This window comes from Pseudomonas frederiksbergensis (assembly GCF_003732275.1).
Classification (GTDB): Bacteria; Pseudomonadota; Gammaproteobacteria; order Pseudomonadales; family Pseudomonadaceae; genus Aquipseudomonas; species Aquipseudomonas frederiksbergensis_H.
Window position 1 is genome coordinate 723,963 of record NZ_MOBM01000012.1, and the last position, 9,045, is coordinate 733,007.

The following is a 9,045-nucleotide window of genomic DNA, read 5'->3' on the forward strand; positions in this document are numbered from 1 at the left end:
TGCTTAGCGAGTGGTTACTTCAGTAGCTGCGAAGAAGTACGAGATTTCGCGAGCGGCAGCGGCTTCGGAGTCCGAACCGTGTACAGCGTTGGCGTCGATGGAATCAGCGAAGTCAGCGCGGATGGTGCCGGCAGCAGCTTCTTTAGGGTTGGTAGCGCCCATCAGCTCACGGTTCAGAGCGATAGCGTTTTCGCCTTCCAGAACCTGAACGACAACCGGACCGGAGATCATGAAAGCAACCAGGTCGCCGAAGAAACCACGAGCGCTGTGCTCAGCGTAGAAGCCTTCAGCTTCAGCTTTGGACAGTTGCTTCAGTTTCGAAGCTACAACGCGCAGGCCAGCTTTTTCGAAACGAGTGGTGATCTCGCCGATAACGTTTTTTGCAACAGCGTCAGGCTTGATGATGGAGAAAGTACGTTGAACAGCCATGGTGTAACTCCAGAAACGGTAATTTGCGAAAAATTAAACCCGCGAATTATACGCGGGTTCTTTGGTATTGCCTAACTGCGTAAAGGTCGCGACCTCTGCCCTCTGTAGGAGCTGCCGAAGGCTGCGATCCTTTGATTCTGCTTTGCGCTTGAGATTCAGGTCGCTTTGAAAAAGATCGCAGCCTCGCTTCGCTCGTCAGCTCCTACTCTGCTTCTTCGATCCAGGCGGCCTGAATGGCTTCAAGCACCTTCTCGCCACCGCGGGTCGGATCATCACTGAACTCCGGCAATGCCAGCACCCATTTGTGCAGATCGACGAAGTTCAAGTAACGCGGGTCCACATCTGGCTTGGTTTCAGCCAGCTGGATCGCGATTTCAAGCACATCAACCCATTTCAGACTCATGTCGATTCCTTGAATCAGTGCGGCGCTTCGGCTGCATGGTTGAGCGAGTATTTCGGAATTTCGACGGTCAGGTCTTCAGTCCCGACGATCGCCTGACAGCCTAGACGCGATTGCGCTTCCAGACCCCAGGCCCGATCAAGAAAGTCTTCTTCCAGTTCATCCGCCTCTTCCAGCGAATCAAAACCTTCGCGGATGATGCAATGGCAGGTAGTGCAGGCGCAGACGCCGCCACAGGCGCTTTCCATCTCGATATGGTGTTCGTGGGCCAGTTCGAGAATGGAAATACCGGGCTCAGCCTCTACAACCATGCCTTCCGGGCAGAACTTCTCGTGTGGCAGAAAAATGACCTGCGGCATCAGTTATCCTCGATTTCATTCAGGTTGCGCCCCGCCAGAGCGGCTTTCACCGTCGAGTCCAGGCGGCGGGCAGCAAAGGCATCGGTCACTTGCGACAGACGCTTGGTCTGCTGCTCGATAGCGTAACCATCGGTGCCTTTCATCAGTTCGGTCAGTTCCTGCATCTGCAATTCGATGACCATGCGCTCTTCGGCGTCGAGCAAGCGTTCGCCATCAACCTCCAGAGCGCCCTGCACCGCCTCGATCAGGCGCTGGGCATCGACCTGCTGTTCACGCAATACGCGGGCGACTTTGTCGTCGTTGGCGTGCTGGAACGAATCCTTGAGCATTTTGGCGATTTCGCCGTCGGTCAGGCCGTAGGACGGTTTGACCTGGATGCTGGCTTCGACGCCCGAACCCAATTCGCGGGCCGAAACACTGAGCAGACCGTCGGCGTCGACCTGGAAGGTCACGCGAATCTTCGCCGCGCCGGCCACCATCGCCGGAATACCGCGCAATTCGAAGCGTGCCAGGGAACGACAGTCGCTGATCAACTCGCGCTCGCCCTGCAGTACGTGGATCGCCATGGCCGACTGGCCATCTTTATACGTCGTGAAGTCCTGGGCCCGGGCGACGGGGATGGTGGTATTGCGCGGAATCACCTTCTCCATCAGGCCGCCCATGGTTTCCAGCCCCAGGGACAACGGAATCACGTCGAGCAACAGCAGTTCGCCGCCGTCACGCTTGTTGCCGGCCAGGGTATCGGCCTGGATCGCGGCACCGATGGCGACGACTTGATCCGGATCGATTTCGGTCAGCGGTTCGCGACCGAAGGCGTGCGCAACGGCTTCGCGGACACGAGGCACGCGCGTCGAGCCGCCGACCATAACCACAGCATGAACGTCTTCCAGCTCGATGCCGGAATCACGCACCGCGCGACGGCAGGCTTTCAGGCTGCGAGCAACCATCGGCTCGATCAGCGCATTGAAGGCTTCACGGGTCAACTCGGCCTTCCAGTCGCCATAAGCGACTTCGACGGACGAGCAATTGGTCAGGGCTTCTTTGGCCGCACACGCGGTTTGCAGCAGATTACGTTGCGTACCCGGATCGAGATCGGCCGACAGACCGGCGCTCTCGATGATCCAGCCAGCGATAGCGTGGTCGAAGTCATCGCCACCCAGGGCGCTGTCGCCGCCGGTAGCCAGCACTTCGAAGACACCGCCGGTCAGGCGCAGAATCGAAATATCGAAGGTGCCGCCGCCCAGGTCATAAATCGCGACCAGGCCTTCGGCGTGCTGATCCAGACCGTAAGCGACCGCGGCGGCGGTTGGTTCATTGAGCAAACGCAGCACGTTCAGACCGGCCAGCTTGGCTGCATCTTTGGTAGCTTGACGCTGAGCATCATCGAAATAGGCCGGAACGGTAATCACCGCGCCAACCAATTCGCCACCCAAGGTCGCTTCAGCGCGCTGACGCAGCACTTTGAGGATATCGGCGGAGACTTCGACCGGGCTTTTCGGGCCTTGCACCGTGTCGATGAACGGCATGTGCGACTCGCCGTCGACAAAACGGTACGGCAACTGATCGCCCAATTGCTTGACGTCGGAAAGACCACGACCCATCAAGCGCTTGACCGACAGCACGGTATTCAAAGGATCGGACGCGGCGGCCAGCTTGGCCGACTCGCCGACTTCGACGCGATCGGCGTGATAGCGCACGGCAGAAGGCAGGATGACCTGCCCTTGCGCGTCGGCCAGAGGCTCGGAAAGACCACTGCGCAATGCAGCGACCAGCGAATTGGTAGTGCCCAAGTCGATCCCCACAGCCAGACGACGCTGGTGCGGTTGAGGACTTTGGCCGGGTTCGGCGATCTGCAGTAGGGCCATCGTTATCAGGACTTATCTGTATATCAGGCGTGCGACCGGAGCGGCACTGGGTTAATCGTCGAGGCGCTCTTCTAACTGGCGCACTTCGTAGGTGAGCTTGTCGAGGAACTGCATGCGCCGCATCAGGCGTTCGGCCTGTTCACGTTGCGCTGCATCATCCCAACAGGCTGCGAAGCTTTCGTTCAGTTCATCCTGCGCGGTCTTCAGGCGACGCTTGAACACTGCGACACCCGCCAGATCGGCGCTGTCTTGCAGGTCTTCGAGCTCTTCACGCAACTCCATTTGTTGCAGAAGAAACTCCGGATCATGCACCGTGACCTCCAGCGGCAGCTCGCGACCACCCATGGCGAGCAGGTAGCGCGCGCGTTTGGGGGGACTTTTGAGCGTCTGGTAGGCCTCGTTGAGGCTCGCGGATTGCTCGAGCGCCAGCCGCTGCTCACGCTCGGAAGCGTCGGCAAAGCGGTCCGGATGAACACCGCGCGCCAACTCACGGTAGCGCGTGGCCAACTGCTCGAGATCCAGACGGAAACTCGGCTGCAGTTCAAATAAAGCGAAATGACAAGGAGTACCCACGAGCAGCCTCAGATATTGAAGCTTTCGCCGCAGCCACATTCACCGCGCACGTTGGGGTTGTTGAACTTGAAGCCTTCGTTCAACCCTTCCTTGACGAAATCGAGTTCGGTGCCGTCCAGGTAGGCGAGGCTTTTCGGGTCGATGATCACTTTCTCGCCGTGACTTTCGAACACCTGATCCTCTGCCACCACCTCGTCGACAAACTCCAGCACGTAGGCAAGGCCGGAACAGCCTGTGGTGCGAACACCCAGACGAATCCCTTCACCTTTGCCGCGCCCGTTGAGGGAGCGTCGCACGTGTTGAGCAGCCGCTTCTGTCATGCTGATAGCCATCGGTGACTCCTTACTCGTCGCCAAATCTTGAAAGTCAGATCAAGCCTTTCTTCTGCTTGTAGTCGCGAACGGCCGCTTTGATAGCGTCTTCAGCAAGTACGGAGCAGTGAATTTTTACTGGCGGCAGGGCCAGTTCTTCGGCCAGCTGAGTGTTCTTGATGGTCTCTGCTTCATCCAGAGTCTTGCCTTTCATCCACTCGGTCGCCAGGGAGCTGGAGGCGATCGCCGAACCGCAACCGTAAGTCTTGAACTTGGCGTCTTCGATGATGCCTTGTTCGTTGACCTTGATCTGCAGGCGCATCACGTCGCCGCACGCCGGAGCACCGACCATGCCGGTGCCGACATCAGGATCTTCCGCGTCCATCTTGCCGACGTTGCGCGGGTTCTCGTAGTGGTCGATGACCTTTTCGCTGTAAGCCATGATTCTTAATCCTCACTCATCAGGAGTCGCTCTTGAAGCCCTGCCAATCGTGGATTTGCAGGGCCCGGTTGCGGCGACTTGAATATCAGTGCGCCGCCCACTCGATTTTCGAAATGTCGACGCCATCTTTGTACATGTCCCACAGCGGCGAGAGAGTGCGCAGCTTGGTAACGGCCTCGCAGACTTTCTGCGCGGCGTAGTCGATTTCTTCTTCGGTGGTGAAACGGCCGAAGGTGAAGCGAATCGAGCTGTGTGCCAGTTCGTCGTTGCGGCCCAGGGCACGCAGTACGTACGAAGGCTCAAGCGATGCCGAGGTGCAGGCCGAACCGGACGAAACCGCCAGATCCTTGAGCGCCATGATCAGCGACTCGCCTTCAACGTAGTTGAAGCTCAGGTTCAGGTTGTGCGGCACGCGGGAGGTCATGCTGCCATTGACGTACAGCTCTTCGAGGCCTTCGACCTGCTTGAAGAAACGGTCGCTCAGGGCTTTGATGCGCACGTTCTCGGCAGCCATGTCTTCCTTGGCTACACGGAAAGCTTCGCCCATGCCAACGATCTGGTGGGTCGCCAGGGTGCCGGAGCGCATGCCACGTTCGTGACCGCCGCCATGCATGGTCGCTTCGATGCGAACACGCGGCTTGCGGCTGACGTACAGCGCGCCGATGCCTTTAGGGCCGTAGGTTTTGTGGGCAGAGAACGACATCATGTCGACTTTCAGTTCCGACAGATCGATCTCGACCTTGCCGGTGGACTGAGCGGCGTCGACGTGGAACAGGATCCCCTTGGAGCGGGTCAGTTCGCCGATGGCTGCGATGTCGTTGACGGTGCCGATTTCGTTGTTCACGTGCATGATCGACACCAGGATGGTGTCATCGCGCAGGGCAGCTTCGACCATCTCTGGAGTGACCAGACCGTCTTCGCGAGGGTCGAGGTAGGTCACTTCGAAACCTTCACGCTCCAGTTGGCGCATGGTGTCGAGGACAGCCTTGTGCTCAATCTTGGTGGTGATCAGGTGCTTGCCTTTGGTGGAGTAGAAATGCGCCGCACCCTTGATTGCCAGGTTGTCGGACTCGGTGGCACCGGAGGTCCAGACGATTTCACGCGGGTCGGCGTTAACCAGGTCAGCGACCTGACGACGAGCGTTCTCGACGGACTCTTCAGCTTTCCAGCCGAACACGTGGGAACGGGACGCCGGGTTACCGAAGTTTCCGTCGACCAGCAGGCATTCACTCATCTTTTGCGCGACACGTGGATCAACCGGGGTCGTCGCAGAGTAATCAAGGTAAATCGGCAATTTCATGGACTATCTCCTAAATCAGGCTGGCTGGCGTGCCGCTAGCTCTTTGGCTGTCATTCGACGGCGGACGCTTCAATCTTGTCCAGGCGTGGCGCCTTGCTGTTGCAACGACGCTGGTCCTGACGCTGGGCTACTTCTTGCACCTCACGGCGAGTTACAAGGTCAGCCAAGCTGATACCGCTCAGAAATTCGTGAATCTGCAGGCTCAGATCGCACCACAAATGGTGGGTCAGGCAGGTGTCGCCTTGATGGCAATCACCCTGGCCCTGGCATTTGGTCGCATCGACCGATTCGTTCACCGCATCGATCACCTGGGCGACCTGGATGCCCTGCATGTCGCGGGACAACTGGTAACCACCGCCTGGACCGCGAACACTGGACACCAGATTGCTGCGGCGCAATTTGGCAAAAAGCTGCTCGAGGTAGGACAGGGAGATGCCTTGGCGCTCGGAGATATCGGCCAGGGACACCGGCCCGTGCTGCGCGTGCAACGCCAGGTCAAGCATGGCGGTCACGGCGTATCGGCCTTTTGTAGTCAGTCGCATGGACAATTACCACGGAGTTCGGAATGGGGCGAGTATGCAATTCCCGAGTATTTAAGTCAACTATAAGACCTAGTGCTTTAGTCAGGTTTACCCGCAAAAGAGCGCGCGCATCATAGCAAAGGCTGGCCGCGTACAGCCAGCAATTGCGCGTTATCGTTCATCGCGAGCAGGCTCGCTCCCACAGGAAACCACATTTCAAATGTGGGAGCGAGCCTGCTCGCGATGAAGTTGACTCGGTCTAACTGGCCCGGCTCTGATCCTTGTCCTTCACACAGGCAAAGTCTTCTTCGCGCAGTTCAGGCAGATCTTTCGCACAGTAATTGCTACCCAGGTCCTTCAGCGCCCCGCACATCCCTTCTAGGCGACCATCTACAGCCTGCAGATGATCGAGCAACTGGTTAATGGCTCGAGCGACCGGGTCCGGCATGTCTTCGCCGACACCATAGGCATCGAAACCGATCTTCTCGGCCATGGCCTTGCGCTTGGCGTCCTGCTCTTCATCGGACTTGACAATGATCCGCCCCGGAATCCCCACTACTGTCGCCCCGGGCGGAACCGCCTTGGTGACCACGGCATTGGAACCCACCTTGGCCCCGGCACCCACCGTAAACGGACCGAGCACCTTGGCGCCCGCCCCGACCACTACGCCATCTTCCAGAGTCGGGTGACGCTTGCCCTTGTTCCAGCTGGTGCCGCCAAGGGTCACGCCTTGATACAGAGTGACATCGTTGCCGATTTCGGCGGTCTCACCGATAACGATGCCCATGCCATGGTCGATAAAAAAGCGACGACCGACCTTGGCACCCGGATGAATCTCGATCCCTGTCAACCAGCGACCGAAATTCGACACCAGCCGCGCCAGCCATTTCCAGCCCATGCCCCACAACGCTGACGACAGGCGATGGATCCAGATGGCGTGCATGCCCGGGTAGCACGTCAGAACCTCAAAAGCATTACGCGCCGCTGGGTCACGATGGAAAACACTTTGAATATCTTCACGCAAACGCTCGAACATCATTAATCCTTCCGCTTTAGAAGCTCGCCACGGGCCGCTTTCTGGGTTTCCGTGAGGATGCCACGCAATATATTCATTTCCGCCCGGCTGACCGAGCTGCGTCCGTACAACCGGCGCAGACGCGCCATCAAGTGCCGTGGTTTTTCCGGGTCGAGAAATTCGATGGCCACCAGCGTCTGCTCCAGGTGTTCATAGAATCGCTCCAGCTCATCCATGGTCGCCAGCTCACCACTTTTGGTGGACGCCACTTCATCCTTCTCGACCTTGCTCGGCTGACCTGCAGCCGCCAACCAGGACATACGCACTTCATAGCTCAACACCTGCACCGCCGCCCCAAGATTCAGCGAACTGAACTCAGGGTCTGATGGGATATGCACGTGATAATGACATCGCTGCAACTCTTCATTGGTCAGGCCGGAATCTTCACGACCGAACACCAATGCGATCTCGGCACCCTGCTCCGCCTCCACCACCACCTTCACACCGCATTCGCGGGGATCGAGCAACGGCCAGGGAATACGACGATCACGAGCACTGGTACCGAGCACCAGATTGCAGCCGACCAAGGCATCTTCCAAAGTGGCGACGACCTGAGCATTTTCAAGGATGTCACCGGCGCCGGACGCACGCGCATCGGCCTCGTGATGCGGGAACAACCGCGGTTCGACCAGCACCAGCCGCGACAGGCCCATGTTCTTCATGGCACGCGCAGCCCCGCCGATATTTCCGGGGTGACTGGTATTGACCAGGACGACACGAATGTTTTGCAGCAAGGGAGGCGCTCTCGAACACTTTAATAGGGAGCAGAATCTTACAGTTCATCCTACCGTTAAGCTATGAAAGCGAACACCGACCTTCACCTGTAGAAACTTTCTGATAGAATGCCCGGCTTTCTTTAACAACCTTAGGTGACACATCCATGCAGCCCATGCTGAATATCGCGCTGCGCGCCGCCCGCAGCGCCAGTGAATTGATTTTCCGCTCCATCGAGCGCCTGGATACCATCAAGGTCGACGAAAAAGACGCCAAGGATTACGTATCCGAGGTGGATCGCGCCGCCGAACAGAAAATCATCGATGCGCTGCGCAAGGCTTACCCTAATCACTCGATCATGGGTGAAGAAACCGGCATGCACGCCGGCAGCGGCATCGAAGGTGAAGAGTACCTGTGGATCATCGATCCGCTGGACGGCACCACCAACTTCCTGCGCGGCATTCCTCACTTCGCTGTCAGCATTGCCTGCAAATACCGCGGTCGCCTGGAGCACGCTGTTGTTCTGGACCCGGTTCGCCAGGAAGAATTCACCGCCAGCCGTGGTCGCGGCGCCCAACTGAACGGTCGCCGCCTGCGCGTCAGCGGCCGCACCAGCCTGGACGGCGCCCTGCTGGGTACCGGCTTCCCGTTCCGCGACGAGCAGATGGACAACCTCGACAACTACCTGGGCATGTTCCGCGCCCTGGTTGGCCAGACCGCCGGCATCCGTCGCGCTGGCGCAGCGAGTCTGGACCTGGCCTACGTAGCTGCCGGCCGTTTCGATGCATTCTGGGAATCAGGCCTGTCCGAGTGGGACATGGCTGCAGGCGCCCTGCTGATCCAGGAAGCTGGCGGCTTGGTGAGCGACTTCACCGGCGGTCACGACTTCCTTGAGAAAGGCCACATCGTCGCCGGCAACACCAAGTGCTTCAAGGCAGTACTGACGGCGATCCAGCCGCACCTGCCAGCTTCGCTGAAGCGCTAAACGCAAAAGCACCTCAAGAAAACGCCCCGACTGGTTCGTAATGCTGTTCACTTAAGTGGAGCAGCCTTACG

At 58.6% G+C, this 9,045-nt stretch carries 12 protein-coding genes; 1 reads left to right on the forward strand and 11 read right to left on the reverse strand.

What is annotated here, in order from left to right; translation table 11 throughout:
- Positions 1–3 precede the first annotated feature (3 nt).
- The 11 genes from ndk to trmJ all read right to left on the reverse strand — a co-directional run bounded on the left by ndk (position 4) and on the right by trmJ (position 8,009).
- Positions 4–429 (reverse strand): nucleoside-diphosphate kinase, encoded by a 426-nt coding sequence (gene ndk / locus BK662_RS11340; RefSeq protein ID WP_007916882.1) that lies wholly within the window; start codon positions 427–429, stop codon positions 4–6.
- 202 nt (positions 430–631) lie between these two features.
- Positions 632–832 carry a Fe-S cluster assembly protein IscX gene (iscX, locus tag BK662_RS11345; protein ID WP_123358114.1) on the reverse strand — a complete coding sequence of 67 codons (201 nt, stop codon included), beginning with the start codon at positions 830–832 and terminating at the stop codon, positions 632–634.
- Between the two features lie 14 nt (positions 833–846).
- Positions 847–1,188: an ISC system 2Fe-2S type ferredoxin gene (gene fdx, locus BK662_RS11350; RefSeq protein ID WP_008014719.1), complete on the reverse strand. Its 342-nt coding sequence runs from the start codon at positions 1,186–1,188 to the stop codon at positions 847–849.
- Positions 1,188–3,053 carry a Fe-S protein assembly chaperone HscA gene (gene hscA / locus BK662_RS11355; RefSeq protein ID WP_123358115.1) on the reverse strand — a complete coding sequence of 622 codons (1,866 nt, stop codon included), beginning with the start codon at positions 3,051–3,053 and terminating at the stop codon, positions 1,188–1,190. The genes fdx and hscA overlap by 1 nt, the downstream gene beginning before the upstream one ends.
- Before the next feature lie 51 nt (positions 3,054–3,104).
- A complete protein-coding gene (hscB, locus tag BK662_RS11360) occupies positions 3,105–3,626 on the reverse strand; it encodes a co-chaperone HscB (protein WP_030129844.1) in 522 nt (173 codons plus the stop codon).
- Between the two features lie 8 nt (positions 3,627–3,634).
- A complete protein-coding gene (iscA, locus tag BK662_RS11365; protein ID WP_007903589.1) occupies positions 3,635–3,958 on the reverse strand; it encodes an iron-sulfur cluster assembly protein IscA in 324 nt (107 codons plus the stop codon).
- Between the two features lie 34 nt (positions 3,959–3,992).
- Complete coding sequence (iscU, locus tag BK662_RS11370; RefSeq protein WP_003443374.1) at positions 3,993–4,379, reverse strand: Fe-S cluster assembly scaffold IscU; 387 nt, start codon at positions 4,377–4,379, stop codon at positions 3,993–3,995.
- A gap of 85 nt (positions 4,380–4,464) precedes the next feature.
- Positions 4,465–5,679 carry an IscS subfamily cysteine desulfurase gene (locus BK662_RS11375; RefSeq protein ID WP_123358116.1) on the reverse strand — a complete coding sequence of 405 codons (1,215 nt, stop codon included), beginning with the start codon at positions 5,677–5,679 and terminating at the stop codon, positions 4,465–4,467.
- A 50-nt stretch (positions 5,680–5,729) separates the two neighbouring features.
- Complete coding sequence (gene iscR / locus BK662_RS11380) at positions 5,730–6,221, reverse strand: Fe-S cluster assembly transcriptional regulator IscR (protein ID WP_007903581.1); 492 nt, start codon at positions 6,219–6,221, stop codon at positions 5,730–5,732.
- 238 nt (positions 6,222–6,459) lie between these two features.
- Positions 6,460–7,236 carry a serine O-acetyltransferase gene (cysE, locus tag BK662_RS11385; RefSeq protein WP_123358117.1) on the reverse strand — a complete coding sequence of 259 codons (777 nt, stop codon included), beginning with the start codon at positions 7,234–7,236 and terminating at the stop codon, positions 6,460–6,462.
- Positions 7,237–7,238: 2 nt separating this feature from the next.
- Positions 7,239–8,009 carry a tRNA (cytosine(32)/uridine(32)-2'-O)-methyltransferase TrmJ gene (gene trmJ, locus BK662_RS11390; protein ID WP_123358118.1) on the reverse strand — a complete coding sequence of 257 codons (771 nt, stop codon included), beginning with the start codon at positions 8,007–8,009 and terminating at the stop codon, positions 7,239–7,241.
- A gap of 146 nt (positions 8,010–8,155) precedes the next feature.
- Between trmJ and suhB the strand changes: the two genes are divergently transcribed.
- Positions 8,156–8,974 (forward strand): type III secretion system regulator SuhB, encoded by an 819-nt coding sequence (gene suhB, locus BK662_RS11395; RefSeq protein ID WP_123358119.1) that lies wholly within the window; start codon positions 8,156–8,158, stop codon positions 8,972–8,974.
- The last annotated feature ends 71 nt before the right edge of the window (positions 8,975–9,045 follow it).

Excerpts from the sequence above, each read along its gene's own strand:
- iscA (WP_007903589.1), bottom strand. The coding sequence starts at position 3,958 with ATGGCTATCAGCATGACAGAAGCGGCTGCTCAACACGTGCGACGCTCC.
- iscU (WP_003443374.1), bottom strand. The coding sequence starts at position 4,379 with ATGGCTTACAGCGAAAAGGTCATCGACCACTACGAGAACCCGCGCAAC.
- iscR (WP_007903581.1), bottom strand. The coding sequence starts at position 6,221 with ATGCGACTGACTACAAAAGGCCGATACGCCGTGACCGCCATGCTTGAC.
- suhB (WP_123358119.1), top strand. The coding sequence starts at position 8,156 with ATGCAGCCCATGCTGAATATCGCGCTGCGCGCCGCCCGCAGCGCCAGT.
- fdx (WP_008014719.1), bottom strand. The coding sequence starts at position 1,188 with ATGCCGCAGGTCATTTTTCTGCCACACGAGAAGTTCTGCCCGGAAGGC.
- hscA (WP_123358115.1), bottom strand. The coding sequence starts at position 3,053 with ATGGCCCTACTGCAGATCGCCGAACCCGGCCAAAGTCCTCAACCGCAC.
- cysE (WP_123358117.1), bottom strand. The coding sequence starts at position 7,236 with ATGTTCGAGCGTTTGCGTGAAGATATTCAAAGTGTTTTCCATCGTGAC.
- iscX (WP_123358114.1), bottom strand. The coding sequence starts at position 832 with ATGAGTCTGAAATGGGTTGATGTGCTTGAAATCGCGATCCAGCTGGCT.
- ndk (WP_007916882.1), bottom strand. The coding sequence starts at position 429 with ATGGCTGTTCAACGTACTTTCTCCATCATCAAGCCTGACGCTGTTGCA.
- BK662_RS11375 (WP_123358116.1), bottom strand. The coding sequence starts at position 5,679 with ATGAAATTGCCGATTTACCTTGATTACTCTGCGACGACCCCGGTTGAT.